The organism is Mesorhizobium sp. M8A.F.Ca.ET.202.01.1.1 (genome assembly GCF_004791595.1).
GTDB lineage: Bacteria > Pseudomonadota > Alphaproteobacteria > Rhizobiales > Rhizobiaceae > Mesorhizobium.
The window spans coordinates 217,721-234,510 of record NZ_SRUN01000007.1; the positions used below are offsets into that span (position 1 = coordinate 217,721).

A 16,790-nucleotide genomic window follows, 5' to 3' on the forward strand; every position below is an offset into this window, starting at 1 on the left:
GCCTATATCGCCCCTTCTTGAGCGCGCCCATCGTCTAGCGGTCAGGACACCGCCCTCTCACGGCGGGAACAGGGGTTCGATTCCCCTTGGGCGTACCAAGCAACGGCGCGGTCGTTGATCTCCAGACAATCCAACAACACCGGCCAGTACCGGCATGGGCTCTGCATGCCTCGAAAGAGCGCGCAAATGCCGCGAGAGCCGGGGACGTCGTGTGCCCGGATCCACCCAATTTAAGTCAGGCCGCGGCGCTTGAAAGCGCTGCGATCTCTGATACTTGCGGGGCGGGGTAGCTTTCGCGGCAACGCGGATTTCGGGTCGGGTAGAGTTTGGAATGACTTCCGTGACGATGATATGCACGCACTGCCATGGCGGCGGCAAGGTTTTCGATTGCTCCAGATGGCGTGCGTCAAAAGGGCATTGCTGCCCGCAAGGGACGCATCAAAGGGGTTGTCCCGGAAAGACCATGGTGTGCGCGCAGTGCGCGGGTCTCGGGACGGTGCCAGAAGCCGAATTCAGGGCGGTCGCATAGGCCGTCCTGCCGCAAGAGGATGGTTTCGCGGCTCAGCGATTCCCGACTGGGCGCGTGGGACGACAGGCGCGTTAAGGTTTGGTTTACCAATAGCCTGTCTATTGGAGTCAATTCGCTTTCGGCCCGCGACCACGGATGTACTGGCGCAACTGCCGAGGTGAAAAGGAAAGGTCGGCTCAGTGCCGGCCTTTTTGTTTTCGGCTATTGGCTCACATTAGCCATGCTCTGTCCGAACAACTTTTTGGCAAGGGATATTGCCATTGCCGGTGTTGGCTCTACCATCGATCCCGGCGGTCCCGTGCGGATTGCCGGCTGGTCGTGACGATGAGGCTTGCGATGAAGGGTGTTGCCGAACTGGTCATTGCGGGTGTGATGTCGGCAGGGATCGTCTGTCCGTCGAATGCCGCAACACTCAACAACATGGACGATGTCGGAGCCGCGATCCAGTCATGCTGGACGCCGCCCGCCGATGCCGGGAATTCGACTGTAACCCTGAGCTTCAGTTTCAAGCGCGACGGCACTCTGATCGGTCCGCCGCGGCCAACCGCGGCCAAGGTGGCCGGGGACGAGAAGGCGCGCAAGTCGTTCATCGACGCGGCCGTCGCCGCGGTCAAGAATTGCACGCCGCTGAATTTTTCACCTGATCTGGCGCAAGGCATTGGCGGCAACGTCTTCACGTTGCAATTCGTTTCACCCAAGAAATAGCTCTCAAGACAATTGCTGCCGAGCCTTTTTCCCCAGCCGGCAGATCAATGGCTCAGGCGCCGCAGTTCGGCATGCCGTGCCAGGTCCGGTGTCTCGAAGACATAGTCGCTCCAGGCCGATTCCGGAATCTGCCCTGCGAGATAGCACTCCAGCAACAGGTTTTGCTCGGCATTAAGCGGCCGTGGGGCACGCTCGTGATCCAGCCCGAGAGAGTGAAAAAGGTTTCTTGTCAGTTCCGATACCGTGAAGTGGATCGACATCTGCGTTCTCCTTCGCCCTTCAACGCAGCAGCACGGGCAAAGGTTTCAAGGCCAGCCACCGGTAACGCCTGATTGATCGCGTGGCTCGACGCATCGGCCTGCCGACGGCCGCGACCCCGGGGCTGTCTCCGTTGTTTTCCGGTTCGTCTCAATCTTGAAATAAAAATGTAATATCGAATTTACAGGCCGAACTATATTACACTAGATGAAGGTCTGCTCAGGCAAGAATTCTTAAAGCATTAGATACAGCTCATCTAGTGAAAGTTTATCCAAGTCGAAAGAGCGTGGTTCCGGACTATCGGCAACAAGGATCATGGCGTTCAGATGACCCGTTTCTACCTTTTCATGATGATCGCGCTGGTAACGGTCGCCGCGTCTACGCTTGGCACGACATCTTCCTACGCGGACAGTTGTGGTGCGATCAGAAGTCAGTTGCTGTCAGCTGGCGGAGGTGTGAGCCCGGCACTGGCTCAGCTTCGTCGCCAGCTCGCGGCAATCCAGGGCCTGGAGAAGCAGCGCAGATGCACCGCGCAAAGTGCCGCGGGCGGCTTCTTCAACGCTTGCGCCGACCTGGCTCGAAACCGGACGGAGGTGCAGCGCCAGATCGCGGCTGCTTCCAATTCCGGTAGGGACAATTCGAGCCTGCGGGCACGGTTCGCGGCGCTCGGCTGTTCATCGGGAGCGAAGCAGGAGCGCCCGGCGCAGAGGGCCCAATCCGCGACGGCAGCGGCCGGGACCATGGTCGGCGGCAATGCGATGCTGTTTTGCGTTCGCCTGTCGGATGGATATTTCTTCCCCGCGCCAAAGTCGCAATTCGCCGGCAGCGGCGATCTCAAGGAAATGGCCGATCAATGCCGCTACATCTGCGACGATGCGGCGGTCGATCTCTACACGCTGAGCGATGTCAGCCAGGAAACCGACAGCATGGTGGCGCTCGACACGCGCAAACCATACACCGAGTTGCCGGCCGCTTTCCGGTATCGTGACGATGCCAATTTCAAGGCCTGTGACGTCAAGCGTTACTATCAGCGGGTTGCCGAACTGAGGGCCAGGACGGTGACGCCCACGAACATGACCAATGCCATTATCCCTTTGCCTCAGGCAAAGCCGGACCTCGGCAGCGTCGCGGCAATTCCAGACTCCGACAGCGAGGCTCCGGGTGCCGCCCAGCTGCAGTCGATCGAGGCCGGCAAGCGGACCGTGCGTGTGGTCGGCCCCGCCTTCTTCCCGGCTGAGTGACCACGAGCGTTTTCGCGGGAACGGCCGTCTTCGGTGAGCCTGTCGTTTGCCCGCAGGAAGCAGGATCCGGCTGGAACATGGACCTGCGCCCGGCGTTGTGGTCGGTATCAGGCAGGAGAAACGCCATGGCCACGTTTAGGGAAATGAGGGTCCTGGAGATCGTCGAAGACGGCTCCCTGACTACCGACCAGAAGATCGCCGAATTGCGCAAGATCGAATCCGAGGCGCGCGGACTGCAGCGGGCGGCGTCGGAGGGCCCAATGGGGGACGATGACGGCTGGCAGGAGGATCTGCGCCAGGTTCGGCTGGCACTCGACAAACTCGGGGCCAAGGAACCGAGGAAGGGCGCGGCATCGCTGTAGGATACTGTTCGCCGGAACAGCTGGGTGATGCTGTCAAGCGCCGAGCCGTTCTACTCGCAGACCATGCGAACCCTTTGGCCGGGTGCGCTCACGTTCCTGCATGCCAATTGTTTTTCGGAGTCCGATGACTGCGGAGGCTGCGGTGATACCTTGGTCTGATACCGCCTGTGCACGGCAGGCTTGGCTCTGCGGTCGGAAACCCGCCCGGGTTGCTGGGGCGGTCCCGGAAAGGCGCCAGTGTCGACCTGAGGCTGGTAGTCGATATTGGGCGGCGGCCGGTCCCAGATCCGCCTGGCGTCGAGCGGTCGTGGGATAATGACCGTGCCGTCATAGCTGCGCGAGCAGCCGCCGCCGAAAAGCAGCGCCACGCCCAGCAAGAAAGGCCCTATCCGTCCATACATTAGCACCACCCCTGCGCATGCTTATAGCGCGGCCTTGCTCCACGCCACAACCGGACGGAATAACGCAGCAGGAACAGGCCGGTTGCGCCGTTAAGGTTAGCGGATCGTTAATGCTTCTGCGGCACATTCCGCCGACGAACCGCGGAGGGAGGGTTCGGCCTTGATTTTCGGGGTGGGGACAGCATGGCGGAAGTGGACGAAACAATCGGCGCGCGCGGCAAGCGCGACCCCGGCAAAGCCGCCGCGCATGGCGGCGACGGATCATCCGGCGTCGACATGGAGGGCGCCGACGTGCTGCGCCAACTCGTCGACGCGGCTTCGGACTGGACCTGGGAAACCGATGCGGAACTGCGCTTTTGCTGGCTCTCACAAGGCTACCAGGCGGCGACGGGTATCGATCCGGCTGACGTGCTTGGCCGGTTCCGCTTCGATTTTCTCAATCAGGTCCTGAAGGGCAACCGCAGCGCGGCAGGCCATCTGGAGGATTTGCAGGCGCACCGGCCGTTCCGCGACTTCGTCTACGAACTGAAGGGTGGCCGCCCCGACTGCCGCTGGGTGCTGACTTCAGGCTTCCCGCGTTTCGACGGCGACGGAAAATTTGCCGGCTATCGCGGCATGGGCCGCAACGTCACCGCGCTGGCCAGCGCCTTCGAGGGCATGGAACCGCCGGTTGGCAGCGAGCCAGTCCGGCATCTTGCCGATCTCGAGCGGACGATGGACGCCATGCATATGGGCGTCGTGCTTCTGGACGCCAGGCTCGACACACTGATCGTCAACAAAGCCTATCGCGATCTCTCCAGGATTCCGGATGGGGCCGTGACCGTCGGCGCGCCGTTCAGCCTGTTGATGGAACTCAACCGCCGCAACGGCATCTATGGCGACATCGACGAGAAGCAATGGCAGCGCTACCTCGCCACCCGCGTCGAGGAGATCAGGGCCGGTACCGTCGCGCCTCGGGAGTTTGCCCACGCCGACGGGCGGACCATGATGTTCTCCGTCACGGCTCTGTCGGGAGGCAAACGCCTGTTGACCTACTATGAGGTCACCGAGGTCAAGCGGCGTGACGCCGAGATCGAGAATGCCAACGCCAAGATCGCCGAGACTTTCGCCAATCTGCGCACCATGGTCGATCAGATGCCGATCGGTGTTCTCGTCCTCGACGCCGACATGCGTGCCGAGGTCATCAACCGCGCCTTTTACGATTTCTGGCAGATCGACGCCCGGCGCGCCGAGACCGGCTGCAGCTTCCGCGAGCTGATGGACGCGAGCCGCGACATCGACCCGTATGGTTCGGACGACGCGACATGGCAGCGGCATGTGGCCGAGCGCGAGGCTGAAATCAGGGCCGGCATAGCCGGATCGCGGCAGTTCCCGCGCAATGACGGCCGGACGCTGATCTCGTCGATGGCGCCGCTGGCCGGCGGCAGGCGGTTCATTTCCTATGTCGATGTCACCGACATGAAGGATCGCGAGGCCGAACTCGCCGAAGCGCTGGAAAAGGCGCGGCTGGCGGAAGCGGTGATCAACGGCGTCAAGGATCCGATCTTCGTCAAGGACGACAACCTGCGCTTCGTCTTCGTCAACGAGGCCTTCGCGGCGCTGTTCAAGCAGGCGCCGCAAGCCATGCTTGGCAGGCCGGGAAGCGATTTCCTCGGGCCGGACCAGGTCGCGCTGTTCGAAAGCAGCGAACGCGAGGTGCTGGCCAGCGGACAGCAATACGAAGTGGAAGAAAGCTTCGAGGCCGGCGGCGCCAGCCGTTCGCGCATCGTCAGGAAGAATCGCGTCCGCGTGGCCAGCGGCCGCGACTATGTCGCCGGCTTTCTCTTCGACATCTCCGACATGAAGCGGCGCGAGACCGAAGCCGAAGATGCGCGCAAGCATCTCGCCAACGTGCTGGAATCGCTGCCGGCCGGCGTTATCATCTACGACCGGGACGACAAGTTCGTCTTCGCCAACCGCAGGCTGCAGGATACGCTGCCGGCGCTGAAACCCTTCTGGCAGCCCGGCCGCACCTTCCGCGAAGCGCTGGAGTTCGGCCATTCGGTCGGCTATTTCCGTTCGAGCGGCGATCTCGGGATCGACAGCCTTTACGAAGTCGATTCCGAACGCTGGCTCGACGGCATCCTGGCGCGGTACCGTCTGCCCAATTCCTCCTATGAGCGCCTCAATGCGGATGGGCGCTGGTACCAGGTCTATGACATGCGCACCGGCGACGGCACGTTCATCGGCGTGCGCGTCGACATCACCGACCTGAAGAGCCGCGAGGCGGCGCTTCGTGACTCGATGCGCCAGATCGATCTCTTCCGCCACGTCATGGACGAGTTGCCGGTGGCCGCCTTCATCAAGGCGCAGGACCTGAGCATCGAATTCGTCAACAAGGCGTGGTGCGCGCTAACCGGTCTCACCAAGGACGATGTCATCGGCCGGACCGACCGCCAGCTGTTCAGCGGCGAGGAAGCGGAGGGCTTCAGCCACGACGACACCGATGTCGTGACGAACGGCAATGTGCGCGAGGTCGAGGAGCCCGTTACCCATCGTGACGGTACGGTGCGGCAGTTGATGACGCGCAAGAGCCGCCTTGTGGCCACCGACGGATCGGTGCATCTCGTGGGCTCCAGCACCGATATCACCGACGTCAAGGCACGCGAGCAAGCCCTGGAAGAGAGCATGCGCGAGAACGAGGTGTTCCGCAGCCTTATCGACAACGTACCGGTGTCGATCTACGCCAAGCGCTCCGACCTCCGGCAATTCTATGTCAACAAGGGCTGGTGCGACCTCACCGGCTTCAGCAAGCAGGAGGCGATCGGCAAGACCGACGTCGAGATATTCGGGCCGGATGGCGAGGCCTTCGTGGCCAGCGATCTCGCCGTGCTGCGTACCGGCGAGACCCAGGAGATCGAGGAGACGGTTCGCCTTCCCGACGGCAGCGTCAGGCATCAGTTCGCCCGCAAGGGCGCAATGATCGCCTCCGACGGTTCGCTCTACCTGATCGGTTCCACTACCGACATTACGGAGCTCAAGCAACGCGAAGCGGAGCTCAGCGAGGCACGCCAGCGCGCCGTGCTCGCCGACCGCGCCAAGTCGGAATTCCTCGCCAATATGAGCCACGAAATCCGCACGCCGATGAATGGCGTGCTGGGCATGGCTGAACTCCTGGCCAAATCCAATCTCGATCTGAAGCAGAAGACGTTCACCGACATCATCGTCAAATCGGGCAACGCGCTCCTGACCATCATCAACGACATCCTGGATTTCTCCAAGATCGATGCCGGCCAGCTGGTGCTCGATCCGGCGCCCTTCAATCTCGCCGAGGCGATCGAGGACGTGGCGACGCTGGTGTCGACGCGGGCCAAGGAAAAGGACCTCGAGCTCATCGTGCGTATCGAGCCGCGGCTCGAAAGGCTGTTCATCGGCGATGTCGGCCGCATCCGGCAAATCGTCACCAACCTGCTCGGCAACGCGGTGAAGTTCACCGATGAAGGCCATGTGCTGGTCGACGTGACCGGAGAACGGGTTCCGACGGGAACCAGGCTGACGATCTCGGTCACCGACACCGGCATCGGCATCCCCGAGGAAAAGCTGAAACTGGTGTTCGAGAAATTCAGCCAGGTCGACACGTCGTCGACGAGGCGCCACGAAGGCACCGGCCTTGGCCTTGCCATTACCTCGCGGCTGGTCGACCTGATGGGCGGCGACATCGGCGTCGAGAGCGCCGAGGGCAAGGGATCGACCTTCTGGTTCACGGTGACGCTGCCCGGGGCCGGGCAGCAGAACGGGCAGCGCATCACGCCGGTGGACGTGACCGGCGCACGCGTGCTGATCGTCGACGATAATGCCGTCAACCGCGCCATCCTGACCGAGCAGATGACCTCTTGGACGTTCGATTCCTGCGCTGCCGAAAGCGGCGCCGAAGGCCTCAAGGTGCTGATCGCCGCGGCAGCTTATGGCGTGGCGGTCGACTGCGTGGTGCTCGACTACCAGATGCCCGAGATGACCGGCGCCGAAATGGCGCGCATCGTGCGCAATACCGAGGGCCTCGCGGACACGCCGATCATCATGCTGACCTCGGTCGACCAGTCGCTTGCCAACACCAGCTACCGCGATCTTGGCATCGACGCGCAATTGATCAAGCCGGCACGCTCCTCGGCGCTCCTGGAGACGCTGGTCGCGACCATCCAGCGCCATCGCCACACCACCAGCGGCCACGCCGTTCAGCCGCCAGCGGGCGAGGTGCTCGAGGTTGCCCTGCGGTCGTCTCTGGCGGTAGCCGAGCAGCGCGCGCAGCTGCAGCCGCCACCGGTTCGTCCCAGGCCGCCTGCCACGGTCGGCGGGCACAGGCTGGATATCCTCGTGGCCGAGGACAATGAGGTGAACCAGATGGTCTTCACCCAGATCCTCGGCGAGACCGGATATGGTTTCGAGATCGTCGGCAATGGCCGCAAGGCGCTCGACGCTTTCGGCACGCTCAACCCGTGCATGATCCTGATGGATGTCTCGATGCCGGAGATGAGCGGTCTCGAAGCGACGGCCGCGATCCGCCTGCTGGAGCAGGAAACCGGCACGCATGTGCCGATCGTCGGCGTCACCGCGCATGCGCTCAAGGGCGACCGCGAACGCTGCCTGGAGGCGGGCATGGACGACTATCTGCCCAAGCCGATCAGCCCCAGGGCCCTGCTCGAGAAGGTCGAGCGCTGGGTTGGCGCCGGCCGTCAGGTCCACCGCAACGCGGGATAGCACCCCCGTCGCCCGGATTTCAGGATCCGGCGAGGCAAATCAAGGGAATCAGCAGGGGATTTGCCGCTACCCCTGCGTGCAGTGACTATGGTGCGATCGCGCCATATCAAAGGCTGCCTCCAGCCGGAACAATAGCAAAATCGAATTCCGCTCTTCTCGGTTACGGGCGGGAGCAGCGACCGCCTGCAAGAAACAGCGTCACCTACCCCAACGGACCTGTTTTTGGCGATGGCCCGGCCATGACACGCTCTGGCTGCGAGCAACGCGCTCCCGTCCGGATTTTATTCACGTGGGAAGGCTCGGTCGAATCCCGGGTGATTCCAGCCGCCGGACGGCTCAAGCCCCTGATTCCGGCGGTAAACCCGGACCGGGCCGCGAGCGCCGGGCATCAGCGCCTTTCCCGGTGCGGGCGACGCGTTACCGGGCTGACACGAAACTGTCATGCGACTGTTATAATCGAAGGCTATTGGCCTCAGCGGGCGCCGGAGGAAATGGCGCCGAGAGACCATCTTCCGAACAGGAGCAGGCCACATGAGACATTTCATCCGCTCGGCGGCCGTTGCGATTGCAATGGCTGCGGCGTCCACCCTCACCCTTTCCGCAGCAATGGCAGCTGACCTTTCCGGCGCCGGCTCGACCTTCATCTATCCGGTGTTCGCCAAATGGGCCGACACCTACAAGAAGGACACCGGCATCGGCCTCAACTATCAGTCGATCGGCTCGGGCGGCGGCATCAAGCAGGTCATCGCCAAGACCGTGACCTTCGGCGCCACCGACAAGCCGATGTCCGACGCCGATCTGGAAAAGAACGGCCTCGTGCAGTTCCCGATGGTGATGGGCGGCATCGTGCCGATCGTCAACCTCACGGGCATCAAGCCGGGCGAACTCGTCCTTGACGGCAAGACGCTGGCCCAGATCTATCTCGGCGCCATCACCACCTGGGATGACGCCGCGATCAAGGCGCTGAACCCCTCGCTCACCCTGCCGTCGACCGCGATCGCCGTCGTGCATCGTTCGGACGGTTCGGGCACGACCTTCAACTTCACCGACTACCTCGTGAAGCTCTCGCCCGACTGGAAGGACAAGGTTGGTTCGGACACGGCTGTCGAATGGCCGACCGGCGTCGGCGCCAAGGGCAGCGAAGGCGTTGCCAACACCGTCAAGCAGACCGACGGCGGCATCGGCTACGTCGAATATGCCTATGCCAAGCAGAACAAGCTGTCCTACTCCAAGATGCTGAATGCAGCCGGCAAGGTCGTCGAGCCGTCGCTCGAATCCTTCGGCGCTGCCGCTTCGAATGCCGACTTCAAGACTGCCAAGAACTTCAACGTCATCATCACCAACGAGCCCGGCGACGCCACCTGGCCGATCGCCGCCTCGACCTGGGTGCTGATCCACAAGGCTCCGGACGATGCCGCCGCCACCGGCGAAGCGCTGAAGTTCTTTGCCTGGGCCTACAAGGACGGCAAGGAAACCGCCAAGGCGCTCGACTACGTGTCGATCCCCGACAGCGTCGTCGATCTGATCAAGGCTTCGTGGAAGGCCGACATCCAGGCCGGCGGCAAGCCGGTCTACGCTGGCGAGTAACATCACCCGAAGGAGCGCCGCTTTGCGCGGCGCTCCTTTTTCTCAACACAAAGAGCCGAGCTTGACATGAGTGCTGTCCAGGAAGCCTTGCCAGCCATCAAGGGCTCGCGCGATGCCATCGTCAGACGTTTCGCGCTGACGGACACGATCTTCCATGCGGCGACCCGTGCCGCCGCGATCCTGGTTCTGGTCCTGCTTGGCGGCGTCGCCATCTCGTTGTTTGCCGGTTCCTGGCAAGCGCTCTCGACCTTCGGCTTCTCCTTTCTGACCACGGAAAGCTGGAACCCGGTGACCGAGAAATTCGGTGCGCTGGCGCCCATCTACGGCACCATCATCACATCCGCCATCGCCATCCTGATTGCCGTGCCGCTCGGCATTGGCATCGCGATCTTTCTCACCGAACTTTGCCCGCGCGCATTGCGGCGCCCGATTGGCATGGCGGTCGAACTGCTCGCCGGCATCCCCTCGATCATCTACGGCATCTGGGGCCTGTTCGTGCTGGCACCGTTCCTGCAGACGACGGTGCAACCCTTTATCATCTGGCTGTTCCATGGTGTTCCCGGGCTCAACAATCTGTTTGCCGGCCCGCCCTATGGTATCGGCCTGCTCACCTCGGCGATGATCCTCGCCATCATGATCCTGCCTTTCATCACCTCGATCACCAAGGACGTGTTCGACACCGTGCCGTCGGTGCTGAAAGAGTCGGCCTACGGCATCGGTTGCACGACCTGGGAAGTGACGCGGCGCGTGGTCATTCCCTATACCCGGATCGGTATCATGGGCGGCGTCATGCTCGCCCTTGGCCGTGCGCTCGGCGAAACGATGGCCGTCACTTTCGTCATCGGCAACGCGCACCGCATCTCGACTTCGCTGTTCGCGCCCGCCACGACGATCTCGGCGACCATCGCCAACGAATTCACCGAAGCCGTTGGCGATCTCTACACCTCCTCGCTGGTGGCGCTCGGCCTGATCCTGTTCGTCATCACCTTCCTCATCCTTGCCATCGCACGCTACATGCTGATGCGCATCGACGCCCGTACGGGAGCCTGACCGATGTCCACAGCCGCATCGCTTCACCAAAGCCGCAAGCGCAGGAATGGCGTGATGATGACGCTGTGCGTCGTCGCCGCCGGCATTGGCCTCGCCTGGCTGGCGCTTATCCTCGGCGCGCTGCTCTACAAGGGCCTGTCCGGCGTCTCGCTGGCCGTGTTCACCGAAATGACGCCTCCGCCCGGCGACGCCGGCGGCCTGCTCAATGCCATCTACGGCAGCGTGGTGATGACGATCATCGCCGTGATCGTCGGCACGCCGATCGGCGTGCTCGCCGGTACCTACATGGCCGAATACGGCCGCTTCTCCAAGCTCACCACCATCGTGCGCTTCATCAACGATATCCTGTTGTCGGCGCCATCGATCATCATCGGCCTGTTCGTCTACGAGCTGATGGTGCGGCCGATGGGACATTTCTCCGCCATTGCCGGCGCCGTTGCGCTGGCCATCCTGGTCATTCCGGTCGTGGTGCGCACCACCGAGGACATGCTCAACCTGGTGCCGAACGCGCTGCGTGAAGCCGGCACCGCGATCGGCGCGCCGCGCTGGGTGGTCATCAAATCTGTCGCTTACCGCGCCGCGCTCTCCGGCATCGTCACCGGCATATTGCTCGCCATCGCCCGCATCTCCGGCGAGACGGCGCCGCTGCTCTTCACCGCGCTCAACAACCAGTTCTGGTCGAGCAATCTCAACGCGCCGATGGCCAGCCTGCCTGTCACCATCTTCCAGTTCGCTCTCAGCCCCTATGAGGAATGGCAGCAACTGGCATGGACCGGCGCACTCATAATCACCCTGACGGTTCTCGGCCTGAGCATTTTCGCCCGCAGCCTTACCGGACGCAGAGAGGACAGATGAAACCGATGTTGTCCACCGAGTTGAACACGCCCGAAGTGGCCGTGGATAAGGCCAAGATCGAGGTCAAGAACCTCAACTTCTACTACGGCCAGTCGAAGGCGTTGAAGGATATCAGCCTGTCGCTGCCCGAGCGCAGCGTCACCGCCTTCATCGGCCCGTCGGGCTGCGGGAAGTCGACGCTGCTGCGCGTCTTCAACCGCATCTACGAGCTCTACCCGAAGCAGAGCGCCGACGGCCAGGTGCTGCTCGACGGCCAGAACATCCTCGACCGCTCGCAGGATCTCAATCTCCTGCGCACCAAGATCGGCATGGTGTTCCAGAAGCCGACGCCGTTCCCGATGTCGATCTACGAGAACATCGCTTTCGGCGTCCGTCTCTACGAGAAGATCAGCAAGTCCGAGATGGACGGCCGTGTCGAACAGGCGCTGAAGCGCGCGGCATTGTGGACCGAGGTCAAGGACAAGCTCAACGCCAGCGGCCTCAGCCTGTCGGGCGGCCAGCAGCAGCGTCTTTGCATCGCCCGCACCGTGGCGGTGAAGCCGGAAGTCATCCTGCTCGACGAACCAGCGTCGGCGCTCGATCCGCTGTCGACCGCCAAGATCGAGGAACTGATCGACGAGCTGCAGGCCGACTACACGATCGTCATCGTCACCCACAACATGCAGCAGGCGGCGCGCGTGTCGCGCCAGACGGCGTTCATGTATCTGGGCGAACTGGTCGAATTCGACAAGACCGAGAAGATCTTCACGTCGCCTCGCGAGAAGCGCACGCAGGACTACATCACCGGCCGCTTCGGCTGATATCACGCATACGAGGACCAGGATCATGGCCGAACACACAGTCGCAGCCTTCGATGAGGATCTCGGACAGATCAGCAGGCTGATCAGCGACATGGGCGATCTCGCCGGCACGATGGTCGGCGGCGCCACCAAGGCTCTGCTGAATTCCGACAACGCGCTGGCACAGCGCGTCGTCTCCGACGACGCCATCATGGATGCGCGCCAGCGCGAACTCGACGACCGCGCCATCACCCTGATCGCCAAGCGCCAGCCGATGGCCGACGATCTGCGTCATGTCGTCGGCTCGATCCGCATGGCGGGCGACCTCGAGCGCATCGGCGACCTTGCCAAGAACATCGCCAAGCGCGTCGGTTCCGTCGGCCTCACCGCCACGCCGCGCGACCTGTCGCACTCGATCGATTCCATGGCGCAGCTGGTGCTGATCCAGGTGCAGGGCGTGGTCGAGGAATATGCGGCCGGCGATGCCGCCGCCCTCGCCAAGCTCAGGAATGACGACGAACGCATCGACGTCAAATACACCTCGGTGTTCCGCGAACTGCTGACCTACATGATGGAGGATCCGCGCAACATCACGGCTTGCACGCATCTCTTGTTCTGCGCCAAGAATCTCGAGCGCATCGGCGACCATGTGACCAACATCGCCGAGAATGCGTATTATGTGCTGACCGGAACGCAACTGCCCGCCAATCGTCCTAAGCAGGACGAGACGGCGATGTCGGCGCCGGCGGCTTGACGATAGGATGATCTGCCAATGATCGCGCCACGCATCATGGTGGTGGAGGACGAGGAGCCGCTCGGCGTGCTCCTCCGCTACAATCTGGAATCGGAAGGCTATCAGGTCGAGGTGGTGACGCGCGGCGACGAAGCCGAGATCCGCCTCCAGGAGAATGTGCCCGACCTCCTGGTGCTCGACTGGATGGTGCCGGCGGTTTCCGGCATCGAACTCTGTCGGCGCCTGCGAATGCGGCCCGAGACCGAGAGGTTGCCGATCATCATGCTGACGGCGCGCGGTGAGGAGAGCGACCGCGTGCGTGGCCTTTCGACCGGCGCCGACGACTATCTGGTCAAGCCGTTCTCGACGCCGGAATTCATGGCCCGGGTCAAGGCGCTGCTGCGTCGCGCCAAGCCGGAAGTGCTGTCCAGCGTGCTCAAGGTCGGCGACATCGTGCTCGACCGTGAATCGCACCGGGTCTATCGCAAGAAGAGCGAAATCCGGCTCGGACCGACCGAGTTCCGGCTGCTCGAATTCATGATGCGCCATCCCGGCCGGGTGTTCTCGCGCAGCCAGTTGCTCGACAATGTCTGGGGCGAGACGATCTATATCGACGAGCGCACGGTGGACGTACATGTCGGCCGGCTGCGCAAAGCGGTCAACAATGGCCGCATGCCCGACGTCATCCGCACCATCCGCGGAGCGGGCTACGCGATCAGGGAAGACTAGGTCGAGGGCGGCTACGCCCCTGACTTCGTCATCCGCGAGCGAAGCGACGCGGCGCAGACCCGAGGATCCATGCCGGGACCTCGACGCGTCGCCGCAGTGCAGAATTCTGCGCCGTTGCACTCTACGATCGAGGTCACGGCATGGATCCCAGGGTCTCCGCGACGCCGCTTCGCGGCTGCTCCGCCCAGGGATCACGACCTTGAGGGCGCTCGGCCAACCTCCAGCATTGGTGGTGATTCATTCACCGGAGCGTTCGCTCAGGCCACGCTCTTCCCAGCACTGCCTCTCGCCTGCACTCCCGGCGCGAAAATCTCCTGGTCGACGAAGGTCAAGGCGCGCATGGCGCAGCCTTCGCGGATGAGCGGCAGTTCGTTCGGCTCGGTGTCGAAGGAAATCGATTCCGAATGCTGGCCGCCGGCGGTCTGGGCGATGGCCTCGCGCAAGGCCGGCTCGATCAGATCGAAGGCGGCGGCACTGACACCGACCATGGCGACCGGCGCCGGGTCGATCAGCGCGAACAGGCTGCCCAGCCCATAGCCCAGCGCCTCGCCCGCCTTGCGATAGGCTTCGCGCTCCGGTCCGTCTTTCTCCCTTGCCGTCGCGGCGAGTGTCCGCATCTGCGCGTCGCTGACATCGGCGACCGGTTCGGCGTCCTCGCCAAGCTGCCTGGCATTACGCCAGATGGCATAGTTGCCGGCATAGGCCTCGACGCAGCCGCGCCGCCCGCAACGGCAGAGCGCGCCGCCCGGGCGATGGATCATGTGGCCGAATTCGCCGCCCGATGAATGGGTGCCGGTGAACAGTTCGCCCTTGAGCACCAGGCCCATGCCGATGCCGTGCGAGAGCAGGATGGCGATGAAGTCGTCGCGGTAGCGTTGAGGGTCGCGCCAGCGCAACGCCACCGCCATCATGTTGCAGTCGTTCTCCATGGTGGCGGGGATGCCGAATTCGGCTTCGAGTATGTCGGCGAAGGCAATGTCCGTCTGCGGCGTGATCGGCGACCACAGCATGGCACGCGCCTTGGTGTCGGTGATGCCCTGGATCGCCAGCGCGATGCGGGCAACACTGCGGATATCGAGATCGGGGTCCTCGATGCGGCGGCGCACTATTGCCGTGCATTCGCCGATCAGCGCCTCGCGCGACATGGTCAGCGTGTCCAGCCGGCGCTGCTCCTCGGCGACCACCTGGCCGGCATAATCGATGACGGCGACGGATAGGAAATTCAGCGACAGCACCACGGTCATCACAGCCGCGGCCTCGGGGTTGAGGCCGAGGCCAACCTGCGGCCGGCCGCGTTTGAGCGAGCCGGCCTCGTTCGGCTTGCCTTCGGTCAGGATACCTTCGCCGATCAGGTCGGCGGATATCGCCGATATGGTCGAGTGGCTGAGGCCAGTGGTGGCGGCGATCTCGGTGCGCGAGGGCTGACCATCCCGGCGCACGGCTGCAATCACCATTGCGCGGTTGCGCCGGCGCAGATCGTCGTGGCGGATTCCCACCGACATGCTTTCCCTCCCGGCTGCCGCGGTTCTTGATCCCCCTCGAATACCTCCGGCAACAGGGTCAAACACTGGCAGAAGCGGCCGGTGCTGTCATTTATTTATTGCGAGGCTCGAAAAAAAATTTCTGGCACCTCAAAATCCATCAGAATCGATGTTGACAGTGTTCTGGCGATGGACCAGTGTTTTTTCGAGGCTCGAAAAAATAGAGCCTTTGTGCCGGCCTTCGGGCCAGTTTGGTCGCGCCATACGCGGCGCAGGGAGGATATCATGAAGAGATTCACAGCCGCCATCCTGGCGGGTGTCGCCATGTCGCTGACACTGGTGTCGGTCGCGCAGGCGAAGGACAAGGTCATCGGCGTTTCCTGGTCCAACTTCCAGGAAGAGCGCTGGAAGACCGACGAGGCCGCCATGAAGAAGGCGATCGAGGCCGCGGGCGACAAGTACATTTCCGCCGATGCGCAGTCCAATCCCGGCAAGCAGCTGACCGATGTCGAGAGCCTGATTTCGCAGGGCGCCAATTCGCTGATCATCCTGGCGCAGGATGCCTCGGCCATCGGTCCGGCGGTGCAGAAAGCGCTCGACGAGGGCATTCCGGTCGTCGGCTATGACCGCCTGATCGAAAACAAGGACGTCTTCTACCTGACCTTCGACAACAAGGAAGTCGGCCGCATGCAGGCCCGCGAAGTGTTCAAGGTGAAGCCTGAAGGCAACTACGTCTTCATCAAGGGCTCGGGTGCCGACCCGAATGCCGACTTCCTGTTCTCGGGCTCGATGGAAGTGCTGAAGGAAGCCATCGACTCGGGCAAGATCAAGAATGTCGGCGAGGCCTATACGGACGGCTGGCTGCCCGCCAACGCCCAGAAGAACATGGAGCAGTTCCTCACCGCCAATGACAACAAGGTCGACGCGGTGGTCGCGGCCAATGACGGCACCGCCGGCGGCGTCGTCGCGGCGCTGACGGCGCAGGGGCTCGCCGGCACCGTGCCGGTCTCTGGCCAGGACGGCGACCACGCCGCGCTCAACCGCATCGCGCTCGGCACCCAGACCGTGTCGGTGTGGAAGGACGCGCGTGAACTCGGCAAGAACGCCGCCGAGATCGCCTCGCAGCTCGCCGACGGCAAGAAGATGACCGACATCGCCGGCGTGAAGGACTTCACGACGCCTGGCGGCAACACCGTCAAGTCGCTGTTCCTGACCCCGGTCGCCATCACCAAGGATAATCTCAACCTCGTCATCGACGCCGGCTGGATCAAGAAGGACGAAGTCTGCGCGGGCGTCGCCGCCGGCAGCGTTGCGGCCTGCAACTGAGTTTGACCGCTTGAAGAAAT

At 63.1% G+C, this 16,790-nt stretch carries 13 protein-coding genes and 1 tRNA gene; 12 read left to right on the forward strand and 2 right to left on the reverse strand.

Going from position 1 to position 16,790, the window contains the following annotated elements:
* Window positions 1–23: 23 nt before the first annotated feature.
* Both EN845_RS17490 and EN845_RS17495 read left to right on the forward strand, forming a co-directional pair.
* Window positions 24–98, forward strand: a tRNA-Glu gene (locus EN845_RS17490).
* Window positions 99–865: 767 nt separating this feature from the next.
* Complete coding sequence (locus EN845_RS17495; protein WP_127872169.1) at window positions 866–1,234, forward strand: cell envelope integrity protein TolA; 369 nt, start codon at window positions 866–868, stop codon at window positions 1,232–1,234.
* A 44-nt stretch (window positions 1,235–1,278) separates the two neighbouring features.
* On the opposite strand, the gene EN845_RS17500 is transcribed toward EN845_RS17495, so the two are convergent.
* Window positions 1,279–1,494, reverse strand: a complete 216-nt coding sequence (locus EN845_RS17500) for a hypothetical protein (RefSeq protein ID WP_127872069.1) — start codon at window positions 1,492–1,494, stop codon at window positions 1,279–1,281.
* Window positions 1,495–1,818: 324 nt separating this feature from the next.
* Here EN845_RS17500 and EN845_RS17505 point away from each other — a divergent pair, with 324 nt between their 5' ends.
* The 9 genes from EN845_RS17505 to phoB all read left to right on the forward strand — a co-directional run bounded on the left by EN845_RS17505 (window position 1,819) and on the right by phoB (window position 13,963).
* A complete protein-coding gene (locus tag EN845_RS17505) occupies window positions 1,819–2,733 on the forward strand; it encodes a DUF2865 domain-containing protein (protein ID WP_127872068.1) in 915 nt (304 codons plus the stop codon).
* Between the two features lie 125 nt (window positions 2,734–2,858).
* On the forward strand, window positions 2,859–3,095 hold the full coding sequence (locus tag EN845_RS17510) for a hypothetical protein (RefSeq protein ID WP_127872067.1): 237 nt from the start codon (window positions 2,859–2,861) through the stop codon (window positions 3,093–3,095).
* Between the two features lie 584 nt (window positions 3,096–3,679).
* Window positions 3,680–8,230 (forward strand): PAS domain-containing protein, encoded by a 4,551-nt coding sequence (locus tag EN845_RS17520; protein WP_127872065.1) that lies wholly within the window; start codon window positions 3,680–3,682, stop codon window positions 8,228–8,230.
* 531 nt (window positions 8,231–8,761) lie between these two features.
* On the forward strand, window positions 8,762–9,817 hold the full coding sequence (gene pstS / locus EN845_RS17525) for a phosphate ABC transporter substrate-binding protein PstS (RefSeq protein ID WP_127277560.1): 1,056 nt from the start codon (window positions 8,762–8,764) through the stop codon (window positions 9,815–9,817).
* A 66-nt stretch (window positions 9,818–9,883) separates the two neighbouring features.
* A complete protein-coding gene (gene pstC, locus EN845_RS17530; RefSeq protein WP_127872064.1) occupies window positions 9,884–10,867 on the forward strand; it encodes a phosphate ABC transporter permease subunit PstC in 984 nt (327 codons plus the stop codon).
* A gap of 3 nt (window positions 10,868–10,870) precedes the next feature.
* Window positions 10,871–11,722 carry a phosphate ABC transporter permease PstA gene (gene pstA, locus EN845_RS17535; protein WP_127277556.1) on the forward strand — a complete coding sequence of 284 codons (852 nt, stop codon included), beginning with the start codon at window positions 10,871–10,873 and terminating at the stop codon, window positions 11,720–11,722.
* Window positions 11,719–12,522, forward strand: a complete 804-nt coding sequence (gene pstB / locus EN845_RS17540; protein ID WP_127277554.1) for a phosphate ABC transporter ATP-binding protein PstB — start codon at window positions 11,719–11,721, stop codon at window positions 12,520–12,522. The genes pstA and pstB overlap by 4 nt, the downstream gene beginning before the upstream one ends.
* Before the next feature lie 25 nt (window positions 12,523–12,547).
* Window positions 12,548–13,255 (forward strand): phosphate signaling complex protein PhoU, encoded by a 708-nt coding sequence (phoU, locus tag EN845_RS17545; protein WP_127277552.1) that lies wholly within the window; start codon window positions 12,548–12,550, stop codon window positions 13,253–13,255.
* Window positions 13,256–13,273: 18 nt separating this feature from the next.
* On the forward strand, window positions 13,274–13,963 hold the full coding sequence (phoB, locus tag EN845_RS17550) for a phosphate regulon transcriptional regulator PhoB (protein WP_010911896.1): 690 nt from the start codon (window positions 13,274–13,276) through the stop codon (window positions 13,961–13,963).
* A gap of 257 nt (window positions 13,964–14,220) precedes the next feature.
* Here phoB and EN845_RS17555 read toward each other — a convergent pair whose 3' ends face one another.
* Window positions 14,221–15,465 (reverse strand): ROK family protein, encoded by a 1,245-nt coding sequence (locus tag EN845_RS17555; protein WP_127277549.1) that lies wholly within the window; start codon window positions 15,463–15,465, stop codon window positions 14,221–14,223.
* Window positions 15,466–15,729: 264 nt separating this feature from the next.
* Here EN845_RS17555 and xylF point away from each other — a divergent pair, with 264 nt between their 5' ends.
* Complete coding sequence (xylF, locus tag EN845_RS17560) at window positions 15,730–16,770, forward strand: D-xylose ABC transporter substrate-binding protein (protein WP_127277547.1); 1,041 nt, start codon at window positions 15,730–15,732, stop codon at window positions 16,768–16,770.
* Window positions 16,771–16,790: the final 20 nt, after the last annotated feature.

Excerpts from the sequence above, each read along its gene's own strand:
- EN845_RS17495 (WP_127872169.1), top strand. The coding sequence starts at position 866 with ATGAAGGGTGTTGCCGAACTGGTCATTGCGGGTGTGATGTCGGCAGGG.
- EN845_RS17500 (WP_127872069.1), bottom strand. The coding sequence starts at position 1,494 with ATGTCGATCCACTTCACGGTATCGGAACTGACAAGAAACCTTTTTCAC.
- EN845_RS17505 (WP_127872068.1), top strand. The coding sequence starts at position 1,819 with ATGACCCGTTTCTACCTTTTCATGATGATCGCGCTGGTAACGGTCGCC.
- EN845_RS17510 (WP_127872067.1), top strand. The coding sequence starts at position 2,859 with ATGGCCACGTTTAGGGAAATGAGGGTCCTGGAGATCGTCGAAGACGGC.
- EN845_RS17520 (WP_127872065.1), top strand. The coding sequence starts at position 3,680 with ATGGCGGAAGTGGACGAAACAATCGGCGCGCGCGGCAAGCGCGACCCC.
- pstS (WP_127277560.1), top strand. The coding sequence starts at position 8,762 with ATGAGACATTTCATCCGCTCGGCGGCCGTTGCGATTGCAATGGCTGCG.
- pstC (WP_127872064.1), top strand. The coding sequence starts at position 9,884 with ATGAGTGCTGTCCAGGAAGCCTTGCCAGCCATCAAGGGCTCGCGCGAT.
- pstA (WP_127277556.1), top strand. The coding sequence starts at position 10,871 with ATGTCCACAGCCGCATCGCTTCACCAAAGCCGCAAGCGCAGGAATGGC.
- pstB (WP_127277554.1), top strand. The coding sequence starts at position 11,719 with ATGAAACCGATGTTGTCCACCGAGTTGAACACGCCCGAAGTGGCCGTG.
- phoU (WP_127277552.1), top strand. The coding sequence starts at position 12,548 with ATGGCCGAACACACAGTCGCAGCCTTCGATGAGGATCTCGGACAGATC.
- phoB (WP_010911896.1), top strand. The coding sequence starts at position 13,274 with ATGATCGCGCCACGCATCATGGTGGTGGAGGACGAGGAGCCGCTCGGC.
- EN845_RS17555 (WP_127277549.1), bottom strand. The coding sequence starts at position 15,465 with ATGTCGGTGGGAATCCGCCACGACGATCTGCGCCGGCGCAACCGCGCA.
- xylF (WP_127277547.1), top strand. The coding sequence starts at position 15,730 with ATGAAGAGATTCACAGCCGCCATCCTGGCGGGTGTCGCCATGTCGCTG.